Origin of the sequence: Streptomyces sp. NPDC059371, assembly GCF_042751995.1 — a bacterium.
Classification (GTDB): Bacteria; Actinomycetota; Actinomycetes; order Streptomycetales; family Streptomycetaceae; genus Streptomyces.
Window position 1 is genome coordinate 8,898 of record NZ_JBHYXD010000005.1, and the last position, 15,348, is coordinate 24,245.

Here is a 15,348-nt window from a genome sequence, read left to right on the forward strand (position 1 = left end):
CCGGGGGGGGGGGGGGGGCGCGCCCCCCCCCCCCGGCGCGGGCCGGGCCCGGGGGGGGTCCGGGCGCCGCGCCCGCGAGGGCTGCGGGAGACGCGGTTGCCGCGTCTCCCGACGTGACCGCACGGCGGGCGGGAGAGGCCGGTGCCGCGTCCGCCGAGGGCGCGGTGATCGCCACCCGTGCGCTGAGCAAGCGGTACCGCGGCGGACAGCTCGCCGTCGACGGCCTGGACCTCACCGTCCCGGCGGGCAGCGTCTTCGGCTTCCTCGGCCCGAACGGCTCGGGCAAGACCACCACCATCCGCATGCTGATGGGCCTGATCGAGCCGACCTCGGGCACGGCGAGCGTGCTGGGGCGGCCCATGCCCCGGTCCGCGCGCGCCGTGCTCCCGCACGTCGGTGCGCTGATCGAGGGCCCCGCCCTGTACGGCTTCCTCTCCGGGCGGGACAACCTCCTCCGGTACGACGCCGCGGACCCGACCGCCGATCCCCGCACCCGGCGGACACGCGTCGGGACCGCGCTGGACCGGGTCGGACTGACCGCGGCGGCGGGAAAGAAGGCGAAGGCCTACTCCCTGGGGATGAAACAGCGGCTCGGACTCGCGGCCGCGCTGCTCCAGCCCCGCCGGCTGCTCGTCCTGGACGAGCCGACCAACGGTCTCGACCCCCAGGGCATGCGCGAAATCCGTGCGCTGGTCCGGGAGCTGGCCTCCGACGGCACGACCGTCTTCCTCTCCTCGCACCTCCTCGACGAGATCGAGCAGGTCTGCACCCACGCGGCGGTGATGACCCAGGGACGGCTGATCGTCCAGGGCCCGGTGGCCGACCTCGCGGCCGGTGCCCGGGGCCGGCTGGTGGTGACCACCCCGGACACCGGGGACGCGGCACGGATCCTCAAGGAGCAGGGCGTCACGGATCTCGTCGTGACCGAGACGGGAGTGACGGCGGAGCCGCCCGATCGTGAACCGGCCGAGCTGAACGCCGCGTTGGTGATGGCGGGCGTCCGGGTCCGCGGCTTCGGAGTGGAACGGGCCTCGCTGGAGGACGCGTTCGTGGCGCTGACCGGGGAGGGTTTCGATGTCGCGGGCTGAGAGTCTGCCGAAGCGGGACGCGGAAAGGGCACCGGAGGCGCGCACGGGAGGAGGCACGCCCCCGGCGACGAAGCCAGGAGACGACGGAGCGGCGGCGACCGGTACGCCGCCGCCCGCAGGAGCGACGACGAGACCCGGAACCACCCGCCGACCCCGCCCCCTGTGGACACTCGGACTCTTCCGCGACGAACTCGTCACCACTTTCCGCCGCTGGCGCACGATCGCGCTGCTCGGGGTGCTCGCGGCCGTGCCGATCCTCATCGGCGTGGCCGTCAGGGTCGAGACCGGCGACGGCTCGACCGCGGGTGGTGGCGGCGAGGGTCCCGCGTTCATCGCGCAGATCACCAACAACGGTCTGTTCCTGGTGTTCACCGGTCTCGCCGCGACCCTGCCGTTCTTCCTGCCGATGGCGATCGGCGTCATCGCGGGCGACGCGATCGCGGGCGAGGCCAACGCCGGGACCCTGCGCTATCTCCTCGTCGCGCCCGCGGGCCGTGCACGGCTGCTGCTCACGAAGTACGCGACGACGATGACGTTCTGCCTGGTGGCGACCCTGGTGGTGGCGGTCTCGGCGTTCGCGGTGGGTGCCCTGCTGTTCCCGCTGGGCGACCTGACCACGATCTCCGGGACCCGTATCGGATTCGCCGAGGGGCTCGGCAGGGCGCTGCTCATCGCCCTGGTCGTGGCCGCGTCACTGACCGGTGTCGCCGCGCTCGGCCTGTTCGTCTCCACCCTCACCAACAGCGGCATCGCGGCCATGGCGACGACGGTCGGCCTCCTGATCACCGTCCAGATCCTCGACCAGATCCCCCAGCTCCACGCGCTCCAGCCGTACTTCTTCTCCCACTACTGGCTGTCCTTCGCCGACCTCATGCGCGACCCCGTCTACTGGGACGACCTCGTCCGGGACCTCGGCCTCCAGAGTCTGTACGTCGCCGTGTTCGGGTCGGCCGCGTGGGCGCGGTTCACGACGAAGGACGTCACCGCCTGAGCGGGCGCGTCACCCCTCGTAGGGGAAACGCGCGAGCGGTGCCTCCTGGGCGAAGAAGCTCTTCGCGCGGGTCAGCGCCGCGGTGTCGTTCAGCACGTCGCCGCGTCGGCTGCCGTTGCCGAGCAGGACTCCGCCGAAGCGCATCCGCATGTACGCCGCCGTGTGGTTCAGCGTGCCGATCAGCGGGTCGGCGACCTCCGGCTCCTCGTGCGCGAGCGCGGTGACGCCCCACAGGGTGCGGCCGGCCAGGGTGGCCTTGAAGTCGACGCCGGGCGTACGGAGCCAGCCCGACCAGTAGTCCAGGTAGCGCTTGGTCAGGCCGGACACCGAGTACCAGTACAGCGGGGAGGCGATCACGATGTCCGTGGCGGCGAGGGTGGCGTTGAGCAGGGTGCCCTCCGTGCCCGAGGCGGGCGGACGTATGTGGTCGCCGTCCCGGCGCAGGTCCGTGAAGTCGGGGAGCGGGTGCTCCGCCAGGGACAGCCAGCGTTGCTCGGCGTCGGCGGGGAGTTGTTCGGCTGCCCTGCGGGCCAGGGTCTCGGTGTTGCCGTCGGGGCGGCTGCTGCCGAGCACGAACAGGAATCGGCGGGTCATGGTTTCCCCCTGAGATGCGTCGGCCTCTAACACTTGCGTGAACAATATATGCATACGCATTTACCGTCCAGACCGGCCCTGCGGGTCGGCTCACCGTCACCCCAGGTTGTCTCGCCCCCTCCGCCCCTACCCGACCCATACCTGGGGCTCCGCCCCAGACCCCGCTCCTCAAACGCCGGAGGGGCTGAAACTGTCGCCCGGCCGGGGCTGGATTTTCCCGGCGCCGGGGCTGAACTTTCGCCGGCCGGGGATGAAATGTGGACCGGCCACCACGACGCAGCCGCAGTCGGCGACGCGCGGGAGGGGACGTGGCGTTACATCAAATGCCCGCAGGCCGGACGGATCAGCAGCCGCGTCCGCCTCGGAACCCCGCTGGGATCCGTTCGGATGCGGGCGGATGTACCGGCGCGGCCCCGACCCACCCACCGGCCGGAACCGGGACGTTCAGGCCGGCCGTGCCCCCGCCCCCAGCGCCCGCCCCTGCGGCACTATCCCCGCGGGGACCGCGCGTTGGCGGGCCGGGGTGCCTGTCCAGCAGGTGCCGCGACGCGCCAGCAACCGCCGCAGCCACAGTTCGAGCGAGACCAGATCCGCCAGCCCGTCGAGCGGCAGCGGCGCCCCCTCCGCGGCCGAGCGCAGCGCCTTGCGGACGACGCGCGCCTCGACGAGCCCCGCCTGCGCGAGCAACGGCGTGTCGAACAGGGAGACGAGGGAATCCGCGGCCACCCGCACGCCCGTCCGGGCCGCCGCGTCGGAGGACGCGTGGGAGGGAGTCCCCCACCCGGGGGGCAGCTCGGCCACCCCGGCCCCCTCCAGCACCGTACGGAGAATCGCCGCCCGCGCCCCGGGCTGCACCCGCAGCGCCTCCGGCAGTTCGCGGCAGGCCCGGACGACCTGGTTGTCCAGGAACGGCGTGTGCAGCCGCTGGAAGCGGATCTCGGCGGCCTGCTCCAGGACACGGATGTCGGCGGCGTGGCGGGCGAGCGCGGCACGGGCGCGGAAATCCCCTGGCCGCTGTCCGGGGGAGACGTTCGGCCGCCCTCCGCCCCCTTGGAGGCGAACCGATACCTCAGCCAGTGCCTCCCCGGTCAGCCAGCGCGCCGCCGGCCCGGGTCTCGCCCAGCTCAGCGCGGCGAGCGAGGCGCCGACCGCGCCTCCGGGATCCTCGAACCGCCGGTGCAGCAACTGCTCGGCGAGGACGTCGACTCCGGTGCGGTACGGCGTACGGGCGAGCTTGCGCGCGGCGCCGTACACGCGCGCGGGGACCATGACCGAGCCGTCGGCCTTCGTCAGCGCGGCGACGGGACGCACCAGGTGGCGCCGTTTGCGGTCCATGAGCAGGTCGGCGAGCCGGGCCGGGTGGGCGTCCAGCACCTGCCGCGCGCCGTAGCCCGTGAAGTGGTCCGCGCTTCCGGAGGCGAGCCGCGCGCGGTGGCGTGCCGCGGTCACCAGGGAGGGGCCCGGCTCGTCGGTCAGCGGCCCCTCCAGGTCCGCGTAGGGGAGCGTCTCCTCGCCCCCGGTGACGACCACGTGGTGCAGCCGGGGATTCGCGGCCAGCGTCCCGGCCCTCTCCAGTTCGGCCTCGCGCCCGCGCACGGCGAGGTCGTTGAAGGTGACCGCCAGGAGCCGTTCCCCGGCGCCTGTGCCGTGTCCGAGGACCGTGCCGGGCGCCCCGGGGAGGCCGGCGGCGAGCAGTGCGAGGGTTCCCGAGGCGAGCCCCCCGGAGAGGTCGGCCCCGATGCCGGGCACCGGCGTCCCGCGGGCGGCGCGCCGCTCGGCGGGTCCCATGCCGGGCACGGGCCCGGGGTCCACGTCGGTGCCGGGCACATGGCGGGGAGCGGAGAGGCGGGCTCGGACGGCCTCCACCAGGGCGTCCCGCACGGCGTCCACGGCGATCGCGGGATCGGCGACGGGCGCGGCGACGGCGAGGGAGGCGACGGGTTCGTACCCGGCGATCTCGCGTGCTCCGGTCCGCAGGATGAGCGTGTGCCCCGGCGGAATGCGGCGCACGCCCTCGTACGGCGTGGAGTCGTGCACCGCGGCCGGTACGTCGGGGGCGGCGAGCATCGCGGCGAGGTGCCCGAAGTCGAGGTTGGCCTCGATGAGGTCGGCGAGCGGGAGGGCGGCGGTGGCGTAGGCCGTACCGCCGGCCCAGGGGGTGTAGAACACGGGCCGGGCGCCGGCGAGGTCGCCGCAGACGGTGACGCGGCGGCCGACCCGGACGACCGCGGTGTAGCTGCCGGACCAGTTGGTGAGGTGGCGCAGTGCTCCGCCGCGCGCGGCGAACAGTCCGACGCGCAGTTCGTCGTCGGAGGCTCCGCAGGTGCCGAGGACGGCGATGCGGTTCTCCGCGTCGGCCTTCACCACGCGCACCTCGTCGGGCCGCCAGTCGCCGACGGCCCAGAGCGGATCCGGGTCGCCCCACAGGAGTTGGGAGCCGACGGGGTGAACGGTCTCGCCGTCGTTGCCCGTGGCGCCCGCCGAGCCGATCGCGGGCGCTCTGGCGAAGGTGCTGCTCCACCCCACCAACCATCGCATCGCCGCCTCCACAGGCTGTGGACAACCAGTGCACCGTACGAACTCGGCACCATGCTGCCACGAAGGAGGCGTACGGGAGGGCCCCTGCGGCGGCTTGCGCTCCCCGGAGTGCGCCCCCACGTGACCGCGCGCGCCACCGCACTGGGGGCGGTGACCGGGCAAATCCCCTTCATACAGGGCCTGTTGAGGAAAACGGAGGACCCCGCACCGCGCCGGAGGAAAATCCACTCCGGACCGCCACCGAACGGGCCCCCGACCCAAAAACACTTCCGCCCGGCGGACTCCCGACCATCAGGACCCTCCGCCCGGCGGACTCCCGACCCACGGGGCGCCTCCCGCCCGGCAGTTGGCCCGGTCCGCCCCCGCGCCCGCGCCCCACGCCGCCGCGCCTCCGCACCCTCCGCACTCGCGTCGGCCGAGCCGCGCAGGCGCCCGGCGAACCCGGAGCCCGTGCGAGGCGCACCTCGCGCACCACCGCCCCCCGACGGTTCGACGCGAATGCGCCCCCGATACGCTCCCTCAGGACGCCCTTAGCGCCCTCAACTCACATGGTGGGAGCCCTGATTGCCCTCAGGAGGGGCCATCGGTTTTCGGCCAAATCGGCGAGCGGTGGACGGGCACGGACACGCTCCGTACAGGCCTTGCGCACCACTTCGGCAACGCACAGTCCGGGAGGCGGAGTTCGCCCCCCGGACCGGTCCGCCGCCCGCGGGGATGTAGGCGGCGGTGTCCCCCAGCCCACTGGATCCAGTACAGCGGGCCGACCCACGCACGTTCCATGGAAGCGCTCCCCACCGTGGCCGGAGAAGAGCGCACGGACGGGCGCACAGCCACACAACAGGAGCACGTCGCGACAGTCCGTACAGTCGTACGGACCACAATCCCGCCAACCGGACGTACACCCCTTAACGCTGGGGATCGGGCGAACTACGCTGAGTTTACGAATGCCGCGTGGTTATGCCACCGCGGCAGCCGTCTGTGTCGAGGGGTGGCGCATGTCCAGGGAGCAACGCGGGCCGAACGAAAAACTCGGCGCCGTTCTCGCCCTCGCGGGAATCAGCAACGCAGGACTCGCGCGTCGCGTCAACGATCTTGGCGCTCAACGCGGGTTGACTCTTCGCTACGACAAGACGTCGGTGGCGCGCTGGGTGTCGAAGGGCATGGTGCCGCAGGGCGCCGCGCCGCACCTCATCGCGGCCGCCATCGGCCAGAAGCTCGGCCGTCCCGTGCCGCTCCACGAGATCGGCCTGGCGGACGCGGATCCCGCGCCGGAGGTGGGCCTCGCCTTCCCCCGTGACGTCGGGCAGGCGGTGCGGTCGGCGACGGAGCTGTACCGCCTCGACCTCGCCGGGCGCCGGGCCGGCGGCGGTATCTGGCAGTCACTGGCCGGCTCCTTCGCCGTGAGCGCCTACGCGACTCCCGCCTCACGTTGGCTGATAACCCCGGCCGACAGTTCGGTGGCGCGCGAGGTGAGTCCGGGCGAGGGCTCCGGGGCGCCGCTGAAAGTCGGCCACAGCGATGTGCTGAAGCTCCGCGAGGCGGCCGAGGACGCCCGGCGCTGGGACTCCAAGTACGGGGGCGGTGACTGGCGTTCGTCGATGGTGCCCGAATGTCTGCGGGTCGAGGCGGCGCCGCTGCTGCTCGGTTCCTACTCGGACGAGGTCGGCAGAGCGCTGTTCGGCGCGTCGGCGGAGCTCACCCGTCTCGCGGGCTGGATGGCCTTCGACACGGGCCAGCAGGAGGCCGCCCAGCGGTACTACATCCAGGCGCTGCGGCTGGCACGCGCGGCCGCCGACGTGCCCCTCGGGGGCTATGTCCTGGCCTCCATGTCCCTCCAGGCGACCTACCGGGGCTTCGGCGACGAGGGCGTCGACCTCGCCCAGGCCGCGCTGGAGCGGAACCGCGGTCTCGCCACGGCCCGCACCATGAGCTTCTTCCGGCTCGTGGAGGCACGTGCCCACGCGCGTGCGAGCGACGCCCAGGCGGCCGGCGCGGCGCTGAAGGCGGCGGAGGGCTGGCTGGAGCGTGCCCGCGACGGCGACAACGACCCGTCCTGGCTCGGCTTCTACGGGTACGACCGCTTCGCGGCCGACGCCGCCGAGTGCTACCGGGACCTGAAGGCCCCGCGTCAGGTGCGCCGATTCACCGAGCAGGCGCTGTCGAAGCCGACGGAGGAGTTCGTGCGCTCGCACGGGCTGCGCCTGGTGGTGTCGGCGGTCGCCGAGCTGGAGTCCGGCAATCTGGACGCGGCGTGCGAGCAGGGCGTGCGGGCGGTGGAGGTCGCGGGGCGCATCTCCTCGGCGCGCACCACCGAGTACGTGAAGGACCTGCTGCACCGGCTGGAGCCCTACGGCGACGAACCGCGCGTGGTGGAGCTGCGGGAACGGGCCCGTCCGCTGCTGATGGCCCCGGCCTAGGCCGGGGACGGCTCCGGTCCGGAGGGGAGCGCCCGGCAGCCCGGGCGCGGACAGGGCGCCGCGGTTCCGCGGCGCGAAGGAAACACGGGGCACTGTCCCCGGGTTTGAGGGCATTGTCAGTGGCGCAGTGCACTATCGAGGCCGGGAGGTGGTGCGGATGCGGAGCGCGTACGACTGCGATGTGCTGGTGATCGGCGGGGGGATCGTCGGTCTGTCGACGGCGTATGCCATCACACGGGCGGCACCGGGCACCCGTGTGACGGTGCTGGAGAAGGAGTCGGGACCCGCTCGGCACCAGACCGGGCGCAACAGCGGGGTGATCCACAGCGGGATCTACTACCGCCCCGGATCCCTGAAGGCGCGGTACGCGGTCAAGGGTGCCGCCGAGATGGTCAAGTTCTGCGCGGAGTACGACATCGCGCACGCCGTCACCGGCAAGCTGATCGTCGCGACGGACAAGTCGGAGCTCCCCCGTCTGCACGGCTTGGTGCAGCGCGGCCGGGAGAACGGCATCCCGGTCAAGGAACTGGGCCCGGCCCAGCTCACCGAGTACGAGCCGGAGGTCCGTGGCCTCGCCGCCATCCACGTCGGCACGACGGGCATCTGCGACTACGTGGCGGTGGCCCGCCGGCTCGCGGAGGCCTCCGGGGCGGAGATCCGGTACGGGGCGCGGGTCGTGCGCGCCGACCGCCGCCCCCACCTCGGTGTCGCCGTGCGCACGGCCGACGGGACGATCGTCCGCGGGCGGGTGCTCGTCAACTGCGCGGGGCTGCACTGCGACGAGACGGCCCGGCTCACGGGCGACGACCCCGGGATGCGGATCGTCCCCTTCCGTGGCGAGTACTACACGCTGGCGCGGCCGGAGCTGGTGCGGGGCCTGGTGTATCCGGTTCCGGACCCCGCGTTCCCGTTCCTCGGCGTCCATCTCACCCGGGGTATCGACGGCGGGGTCCACATCGGCCCCAACGCGGTGCCCGCGCTCGCCCGTGAGGGATATGGCTGGGGAGTCGTCCGGCCCCGTGAACTGGGCGGGACCCTGTCCTGGCCGGGCTCCTGGCGGATAGCCCGGCGGCACTGGCGCTACGGAGCCGGGGAGCTGCGCCGGTCGGTGTCGAAGGCGGCGTTCACGGAGGCCGTGCGGCGGCTGCTGCCCGCGGTGAACCCGGAGGACCTGGTTCCCGCCGCCGCCGGTGTCCGCGCCCAGGCGGTCCTGCGGGACGGCACCCTGGTCGACGACTTCCTGATCAAGGAGGGCCCGAGGACCGTGCACGTGCTGAACGCGCCGTCCCCCGCGGCCACCGCGTCCCTCCCGATCGGCAGGGAGGTCGCCCGCCGGGCACTGGCGTCGCTGGCGGCGGTCTGAACACTCGGCCCGCCGACCACGGCGAACCACCCCGGCCGCGGCGAACCACCCCGGCCACGGCCCACCCACCGGCCGGGCCGCCCGCCGTCGGCCCGCGGACGCCCCGGCGCCGGGACGGACCGGCCCCTGCCGTCGCGCCCGTAAAATCGACCTCACTGTGTCTGATTTCCTCGACTCCACCGAAGAGACCCGGCCCGCCTCCGCCGAGGACGGCTCGCCGCGTCACCACCGTGCCCAGGGCGAGCCCCGCTTCCCCGGCGGTCCGCAGCCGGATCCCGCCGGCTCGCACTTCGAGCGGCGGATCCGGAGTTTCCAGCCGCGCCGGAGCCGGGTGACGACGGGACAGGCCGACGCGCTGCAGCGGCTGTGGCCGAAGTGGGGTCTGGACATCGACGGACGGCGCACGCTCGACCTGGCCGAGCTGTTCGGGGCGGACATCCCCGTCGTGCTGGAGATCGGCTTCGGCATGGGCGAGGCCACCGCGCAGATGGCGGCCGACGACCAGGGGACCGGGATCCTCGCCGTGGACGTGCACACCCCGGGGCAGGGCAACCTGCTCAGCCTCGCCGAGCGGAACAGCCTGGCCAACGTCCGCGTGGCCAACGGCGACGCGATCATCCTGCTCCGCGAGATGCTGCCGCCCGCCTCGCTGAACGGCCTGCGCGTCTACTTCCCCGACCCCTGGCCCAAGAAGCGGCACCACAAGCGGCGGCTGATCCAGCCGGAGTTCCTGGACCTCGCCGCGACCCGTCTCGCACCGGGCGCGCTCGTGCACTGCGCGACGGACTGGGAACCGTACGCCGAACAGATGCTCGACGTGCTGAGCGCGCACCCCGCCTTCGAGAACACCGTGCCCGACGGCGGTTTCGCGCCCCGTCCGGAGTTCCGGCCGCTGACCCGTTTCGAGGGCCAGGGACTGGACAAGGGTCATGTGGTGAACGACCTCCTCTTCCGGCGCGTACAGCATCGAGACCAGCACACCCCGGGCGTCTGACCCGCACACACCTGCCGGCGTCCACCGGGACATCCCGGGGACCCCGGCTGCCGTCGCGGGCCACGCCCTCCCTCGTTAGGGTCAATGCCGTGGCCATCCATCCGCCGTACCCGAACCGGCCCGGTGCCCCCACCGGGCGTGCGCCAAGACATCCGCACTGGTGGCAGCGCGGTTGGGTGCGGTACGGAGCCCTGATCACCCTGCTCGCGATGTCGGGTCTGGTGATCCTCGCCCTCGTCCGCGAACAGACCGGGACCGAGGGCTTCCTGGTCGGTCTCGGACTGGCCGTGTTCCCCGTGCCGCTGCTCATAGCCGCCTTCCGGTGGCTGGACCGGGTCGAACCGGGCCCCTGGCGCAACCTGTTCTTCTCCTTCGCCTGGGGCGCCTGCGCGGCCGCGCTCATAGCGATCGTCGCCAACAGCTTCGCCACCCGCTGGATCGCCATGACGACCGCGGATCCCTCGGGCGCCGACACACTCGGCGCGACCGTCATAGCGCCGGTCGTCGAGGAGTCGGCGAAGGCGGCGGCCGTCCTGCTCGTGTTCCTCTTCCGCAGACGGGACTTCACCGGGATCGTCGACGGTGTCGTCATCGCCGGGGTCACCGCAACCGGCTTCGCGTTCACCGAGAACATCCTCTATCTCGGCACCGCGTTCGGCACCGACCAGCTCAGCGGGGAGAGCGGGATCGCCTCCGTCACCGCGGCGACGTTCTTCGTCCGGGTGGTGATGTCGCCCTTCGCGCATCCCCTGTTCACCGTGCTGACGGGCATCGGCTTCGGCGTCGCGGCACTGTCCGCCGAACGCCAGCACGCGCGCCGGGTGCTGCTCCCCCTGACCGGTCTGCTGCTCGCGATGGGCATGCACGCGATCTGGAACGGCTCCTCGGGCTTCGGCCGGTTCGGGTTCTTCGGGGTGTACGCGGCGTTCATGGTGCCCGCGTTCGGGCTGCTGACCTGGCTCGTCGTCTGGACGCGGCAACGCGAGCTGCGGACCGTCCGCGCCGAACTGCCCGTGTACACCGCCGCGGGCTGGCTGGGCGCGGCCGAGCCGTGGGCGCTCGGCTCGATGCGGGCGCGGCAGCTCGCGCGCGAGTACGCCGGGCACCACTTCGGGAAGGGCGCGGCCCGCTCGGTGGCGGAGTACGAGGCGTACGCGACCTCGCTGGCGTTCCTGCGCCACCGGGGGCGCCGGGGCCGTGCGGGCGCCGACTTCGTCGTACGGGAGCGTGAGTTGCTGGAGGAGCTGTGGCGCCGCCGGGAGATCGCCCGTCCGGCTCTCGCCTACGCGGCCCGCGCCACGGCCCCGCTGCCCGTGCCGTCGCCCTGGCCGCCCCAGGGGTACGGGTACGTGACCCCGCCCGCGCGGCCGTACGGGTGGCCGGTCCAGGCGTCCGCGCCGGCCCCGTATCCCGCGTACAACCCGTACAGCTCGTAGCGCGGGACGGTCACGGCGCGGTGCGCCGGCGGGCATCACCGTGCACCGCGCCGACGGTCCGGCTGTTACGCCGACGCCTGCGAAAGGCGCGTCAGTTCGTCGTCCGTCAGCACCAGGTCCGCGACGCCGAGCAGGGCCGGGAGCTGCTCCACCGTGCGGGCGGAGGCGATCGGCGCGGCGACCGTCGGCTGTGCGGCCAGCCAGGCGAGGGCGACCGTCGGGACGGCGACGTCGTGGGCTGCCGCGATCTCGTCGAGGGCGGCGAGGACCCGTGGCCCGCGTTCCGTGGTGAGGTGCTTGGCCGCGCCGGCCGCCCTCGGAGAGTCGACCGTGGCGCCGGGGCGGTACTTGCCGGTGAGGAATCCGGCGGCGAGCGCGAAGTACGGGACGGCCGCCAGACCGGCCCGGGACGCGACCTCCAGCAGGGCGCCCTCGTAGGTGTCGCGCGAGACGAGGTTGTAGTGGGGCTGGAGCGCGACGTACCGGGCGAGGCCCTCGCGGTCGGAGAACTCCAGGGACTCCCGCAGCCGCTCCGGGGAGATGTTGGAGGCGGCGATGTGCCGCACCTTGCCGGCCCGCACCAGCTCGTCGAGGGCGCCGATGATCTCCTCGACCGGCACCTCCGGCTTGTCGAAGTGCGTGTAGTAGAGGTCGATGTGGTCGGTGCCCAGGCGGCGCAGTGACGCGTCGGCCGCGGCCTTGATGTTGGCACCGGACAGGCCGGGGTACGCGGGGTGCTGGCTGACCTTGGTGGCGACCACGATGTCCGCGCGGTTGCCGCGGCTCTTCAGCCACTTGCCGATGACGGTCTCGGACTCGCCGCCCTCGTTGCCCTCGACCCAGGCCGAGTAGGAGTCGGCCGTGTCGAGGAAGTTGCCGCCGGCGGCGGCGTAGGCGTCGAGCACGGCGAAGGACCGGGTCTCGTCGGCCGTCCAGCCGAAGACGTTGCCCCCGAGGGAGAGCGGGAAGACCTCGAGGTCGGACGAACCGAGTTTGCGAAGAGAAGTCATGTACGGCCTCAACGCCCCTACCGGATGGATGTATTCCACAATCATCGGGCGCGGTGGGCGCGGTGCGCGCCGCCGTCCGCGCCCGGACGACCGACAGCCCTGACGTCGGGGGGGTTGACGTCAGGGCTGCCGGAGATCGGAGATCAGGGGTTGATGCCCTTGCTCTGGAGCCATGCCATCGGGTCGATGCCGGTGGCGGCGCCGCCGGGGTGCACTTCGAGGTGCAGGTGCGGCCCGGTGACGTTGCCCGTGGCGCCCACGCGTCCGATGACATCGCCCGTGGCGACCTTCTGGCCGACGGTGACGCTGATCGACGACTGGTGGCAGAACCAGAGCTCCGTACCGTCGTCGAGGGTGAGGATCGTGCGGTAGCCGTACGCGCCGGCCCAGCCGGCCTCGGTGATGGTGCCGCTGTGGATCGCCTTGATCAGCGTGCCGGTGGGCGCCGCGAAGTCGAGTCCGGTGTGGTAGCCGGAGGACCACATGGAGCCGGCCTCACCGAAGCGCGAGGTCAGCGTGTACGACGAGGTCGGCAGCGAGTAGCTCTTGGCGAGCTCGGCGAGACGCTCGGCCTCGGCCTTCTGCTTGGCCGCCTCCTCCGCCTTCTTCTTCGCGGCGGTTTCCTTGGCCTGGGCCTCGTCCTGCTGCTTGGCGGCGGCCTGGACGGCCTTCTGCGCGGCGGCGGTCTGGACGGCCTTCTGCGTGGCGGTGTCGGCCTGGTTCTGCTGCGACTGGGCCTGCGCCATGATGCGGTCGCGCAGCGCCTCACCGGCGTCGCTGCTGCCCTGGGCCGTGTCGGCGCTGGTCAGACCGGCGGTGGTGAGCGGGGTCGTGGAGCCCTTGGGGGTGCTGGATCCGCCGTCCGATATCAGGGCCTTGGCCGACTCGGTGACCGACGACAGGTCGGGCAGTGAGATCGAGACGGGCGCCTTGCCCGGAGCGGCGCTGGCGATGCCACCACCACCGACGGCGGCTATGACACCGACGCCGAGAACCGTGGAGCTGCGGGCGAGTCCTCCGCCGCGCTGCTTGCCCGTGCGGTGCCGGCCGCGGACGGGAGCGAGGGAATCCGCGGTGGGGTTCCACTCCTCCCAGGGGCCCTCGTCCTTGCCATAGCCGAAGGTGTGGGCTTCGTTCGGCGTGAACGAGGTTGGCTGAGCGGGCCGGTTGGACGCCACCTGGGCGCACTCCTTTCCTTCCTTGCCGCCTACCGGGTTAGCTGACGGGTTCGGAGCAGGAAGGTCTCCTACGCGCGTACGGCCACCGTGCTTCCACGGCGGAATACGCTCGATTCACCCCACGAGTTGGTTCCCCGGTTCCCTTACGGGATTCGGCGCGTGCGCACGGAGCCGTCTCTTGTGACGGTTGTGACGACCGCGCTGCGTTATCGAACGTTAATAGACCCAGGCACCGAATTCCAAGCTGTTCTGACTGATCATTAACGCCTCTTGGCCAGGACTTTGGGGTCACGGACGATGAAAAACGGGCGAGTTGACCACGTGGCGCTTGCACGGATTTCCCTGACGGTAAGTCAGTCGTTATGCGGAGGGGCACGGTCCGATCACTGCTCGTGACGCCGGACGGCGAGCAGCGCCATGTCGTCCGTCAGCGGGCCGCCCGTGTGCTCGCGGACCGCCTCGAAGAGAGCGGTCAGCAACGCCTCGGGGCCGGGAAAGACCCGCCCGGCCAGCCAGGCGGCCGGATCGAAGAACTCCCCCCGCGCGTCGCGGGCCTCGGACAGTCCGTCGGTGTGCAGGAGCAGCGTCGCCCCGCGCGGAAATCCCTCCCGCAGCGTCGGGGCGGGCAGGCTTCCCAGTTCACTCATCCCGAGCGGCAGCGCGAATGACTCGGCGGTGAGGGTGACGAGCGTGCCGTCGGGATGCAGCAGCAGGGGCGGCGGATGGCCGCGGTTGACGACGCGTACGACCTCCTCGCCCCGCGGGACCTCGGCGAGGACGGCGGTCGTGAACCCCTCGACCGCGTCGATGCTGTCGCGCCGGGTGCCGGCGCGCGTCAGCGCCCGGTCCAGGCGCTCCGCGACACCCCCCAGGGTCGCCTCCCGCTCTGCCGCCTCCCCGAACGCCCCGACCACCGTCGCGACGGCGGCCACCGCGGTCATCCCCTTCCCCCGTACGTCCCCGACGACCAGCCGCACGCCGTACGGGGAGTCCTGCACCGCGTACAGGTCCCCGCCGATGAACGCGTCCTCCTGGGCCGCCTCGTACCGGGCCGCGACCTCGAGCCCGGCGATCCGCGCCTCGGGCTCGGGCAGCACGGCGCGCTGCGCGAACTCGGCGATCTCCCGGACGGAGGCGAGCCGTTCGTCGCCGCGCCGGACCACGGTGTTGATGAGGACGGCGAGGACGGCGGCCGTCGCCACGGTGACCACCTCGGTGACCGCGTCGACCTGAAGGACGATGTCGAGCACACAGTGCGTCACGAGGACCGCGCCCACGGCGAGGACACCGGCGAGAACGGTTCCGCGCAGCGAGTAGAGGGGCGCGGCGACCAGGGGCGCGGCCGCGAACAGGGGGGCCGCGGTGAATTCCGACGGGGTGAGGTAGTCGTAGACGATCCCGGCGGCGACGAGCAGCACGGGCAGGGCCCGGACGAAGGCGCGTGCCCTCACGATCCGGCGCGGGTCCGCTGCCGCCGGACCGGGCGACGGGACACTCCCGGACCCTCGGACACCGCGGGACGGCCGGCCGGCCCGGTCGTGAAACTGTCCGGTCCGCCGCTCACCTCCTGGCTGCCCCACCCGTCCAGAAGAACCGGCGCGGAGGCGGCGGGCAACCCCTGTGGCCCGACCGGGGGAGAAAGGCGCCGCCCGCCGGAACGGAACCGGCCGGAGAAAGACGGCGGGACAAACACCAAGGGCCGGAACTCATGAATCCGAGTTCCGGCCCTTGGCCTTCAG

The 15,348-nt window shown here is 72.8% G+C and carries 11 protein-coding genes and 1 riboswitch; of the genes, 6 read left to right on the top strand and 5 right to left on the bottom strand.

The genetic code is table 11. From position 1 onward, the window contains the following. The first annotated feature begins 113 nt into the window (after window positions 1-113). Window positions 114-1,088, top strand: coding sequence for an ABC transporter ATP-binding protein (locus ACFXGX_RS04555; protein WP_384784610.1), 975 nt, complete (start codon window positions 114-116; stop codon window positions 1,086-1,088). Beyond that, complete coding sequence (locus tag ACFXGX_RS04560) at window positions 1,075-2,079, top strand: ABC transporter permease (RefSeq protein ID WP_384784612.1); 1,005 nt, start codon at window positions 1,075-1,077, stop codon at window positions 2,077-2,079. Before ACFXGX_RS04555 ends, ACFXGX_RS04560 begins: the two co-directional genes overlap by 14 nt. 9 nt (window positions 2,080-2,088) lie before the next feature. Here ACFXGX_RS04560 and ACFXGX_RS04565 read toward each other — a convergent pair whose 3' ends face one another. Both ACFXGX_RS04565 and ACFXGX_RS04570 read right to left on the bottom strand, forming a co-directional pair. Then, window positions 2,089-2,673: a flavodoxin family protein gene (locus ACFXGX_RS04565; RefSeq protein ID WP_384784614.1), complete on the bottom strand. Its 585-nt coding sequence runs from the start codon at window positions 2,671-2,673 to the stop codon at window positions 2,089-2,091. A gap of 444 nt (window positions 2,674-3,117) precedes the next feature. Next, window positions 3,118-5,211 (bottom strand): asparagine synthase-related protein, encoded by a 2,094-nt coding sequence (locus tag ACFXGX_RS04570; RefSeq protein WP_384784616.1) that lies wholly within the window; start codon window positions 5,209-5,211, stop codon window positions 3,118-3,120. 995 nt (window positions 5,212-6,206) lie between these two features. Between ACFXGX_RS04570 and ACFXGX_RS04575 the strand changes: the two genes are divergently transcribed. The 4 genes from ACFXGX_RS04575 (at window position 6,207) to ACFXGX_RS04590 (ending at window position 11,421) form a co-directional block, all read left to right on the top strand. Further along, complete coding sequence (locus ACFXGX_RS04575; RefSeq protein ID WP_356784517.1) at window positions 6,207-7,628, top strand: MFS transporter; 1,422 nt, start codon at window positions 6,207-6,209, stop codon at window positions 7,626-7,628. A 157-nt stretch (window positions 7,629-7,785) separates the two neighbouring features. After that, window positions 7,786-8,991 carry an L-2-hydroxyglutarate oxidase gene (gene lhgO / locus ACFXGX_RS04580; RefSeq protein ID WP_384784618.1) on the top strand — a complete coding sequence of 402 codons (1,206 nt, stop codon included), beginning with the start codon at window positions 7,786-7,788 and terminating at the stop codon, window positions 8,989-8,991. A 157-nt stretch (window positions 8,992-9,148) separates the two neighbouring features. Further along, complete coding sequence (gene trmB / locus ACFXGX_RS04585) at window positions 9,149-9,985, top strand: tRNA (guanosine(46)-N7)-methyltransferase TrmB (protein WP_384784620.1); 837 nt, start codon at window positions 9,149-9,151, stop codon at window positions 9,983-9,985. 89 nt (window positions 9,986-10,074) lie between these two features. Continuing rightward, window positions 10,075-11,421: a PrsW family intramembrane metalloprotease gene (locus tag ACFXGX_RS04590; RefSeq protein WP_384784623.1), complete on the top strand. Its 1,347-nt coding sequence runs from the start codon at window positions 10,075-10,077 to the stop codon at window positions 11,419-11,421. Between the two features lie 65 nt (window positions 11,422-11,486). Here ACFXGX_RS04590 and ACFXGX_RS04595 read toward each other — a convergent pair whose 3' ends face one another. The 3 genes from ACFXGX_RS04595 to ACFXGX_RS04605 form a co-directional block, all read right to left on the bottom strand. Further along, the gene (locus ACFXGX_RS04595) at window positions 11,487-12,431 is read right to left on the bottom strand and encodes an aldo/keto reductase (RefSeq protein ID WP_384784625.1); all 945 of its coding nucleotides are present in this window, start codon (window positions 12,429-12,431) and stop codon (window positions 11,487-11,489) included. Between the two features lie 143 nt (window positions 12,432-12,574). After that, window positions 12,575-13,609, bottom strand: coding sequence for a M23 family metallopeptidase (locus ACFXGX_RS04600; protein ID WP_384784627.1), 1,035 nt, complete (start codon window positions 13,607-13,609; stop codon window positions 12,575-12,577). Window positions 13,610-13,620: 11 nt separating this feature from the next. Further along, a riboswitch (cyclic di-AMP (ydaO/yuaA leader) is annotated at window positions 13,621-13,777 on the bottom strand. 215 nt (window positions 13,778-13,992) lie between these two features. After that, window positions 13,993-15,063: a PP2C family protein-serine/threonine phosphatase gene (locus ACFXGX_RS04605; RefSeq protein ID WP_384784877.1), complete on the bottom strand. Its 1,071-nt coding sequence runs from the start codon at window positions 15,061-15,063 to the stop codon at window positions 13,993-13,995. Between the last annotated feature and the right edge of the window lie 285 nt (window positions 15,064-15,348).